The following is a 1,177-nucleotide window of genomic DNA, read 5'->3' as shown; positions in this document are numbered from 1 at the left end:
GCTACCGCCGATATCAAAGTCGATGCCGTTCGCGGTTTCGGTGGTGAAGTACTGCTACACGGCGCGAATTTTGATGAAGCCAAAGCCAAAGCGATTGAGCTGTCGCAGCAGCAGGGTTTTACCTGGGTTCCTCCGTTCGACCATCCGATGGTGATTGCCGGGCAGGGCACGCTGGCACTGGAGTTATTGCAGCAGGATGCCCACCTTGATCGTGTATTCGTGCCAGTGGGTGGTGGCGGATTAGCGGCAGGTGTGGCGGTGCTGATCAAACAGTTGATGCCGCAGATCAAAGTGATTGCCGTTGAAGCTGAAGACTCAGCCTGCCTGAAAGCGGCGCTGGATGCCGGTCAACCGGTCGATCTTCCGCGTGTTGGCCTCTTTGCTGAAGGCGTGGCGGTTAAACGTATCGGCGACGAAACCTTCCGTTTGTGCCAGGAGTATCTCGACGACATCATCACTGTCGATAGCGACGCTATTTGCGCGGCAATGAAAGATCTGTTCGAGGATGTGCGCGCGGTGGCGGAACCATCCGGTGCGCTGGCGCTGGCGGGGATGAAAAAGTACATTGCCCAGCACAACATTCGCGGCGAACGTCTGGCGCATATCCTTTCCGGCGCTAACGTTAACTTCCATGGCCTACGCTATGTTTCCGAACGTTGCGAGCTGGGCGAACAGCGCGAAGCGTTGCTGGCAGTAACTATTCCGGAAGAAAAGGGCAGCTTCCTGAAGTTTTGCCAGCTGTTGGGAGGACGCTCGGTTACCGAGTTTAACTACCGATTTGCTGATGCGAAAGACGCCTGTATTTTTGTTGGCGTCCGTCTGAGCCGTGGGCTGGAAGAGCGTAAGGAAATCCTCCAGTTGCTTAACGAGGGTGGCTACAGCGTGGTGGATTTGTCCGACGACGAAATGGCGAAGCTGCACGTGCGCTACATGGTCGGTGGGCGCCCGTCGAAACCCTTGCAGGAGCGGCTGTACAGCTTCGAATTCCCGGAATCTCCGGGGGCGTTGCTCAAATTCCTGCATACCCTGGGGACGCACTGGAATATTTCGTTGTTCCACTATCGTAGTCACGGAACCGATTATGGTCGCGTACTGGCGGCGTTTGAGTTGGGTGAGCACGAACCTGATTTCGAAACGCGACTGAACGAACTGGGTTATGACTGTCATGATGAAACGC

Annotated in this window: 1 protein-coding gene; it reads left to right on the top strand. The window is 55.8% G+C overall.

The annotated features are described in order from the left end of the window. On the top strand, nucleotides 1-1,177 hold a 1,177-nt coding region (gene ilvA, locus FDW87_RS02045), incomplete at both ends, for a threonine ammonia-lyase, biosynthetic (RefSeq protein WP_252362952.1).

Source organism: Citrobacter sp. wls826 (assembly GCF_005281245.1).
GTDB lineage: Bacteria > Pseudomonadota > Gammaproteobacteria > Enterobacterales > Enterobacteriaceae > Citrobacter > Citrobacter braakii.
The sequence above is the reverse complement of the archived record's forward strand: the minus strand, read 5'-3'. Positions and strand labels throughout refer to the sequence as shown.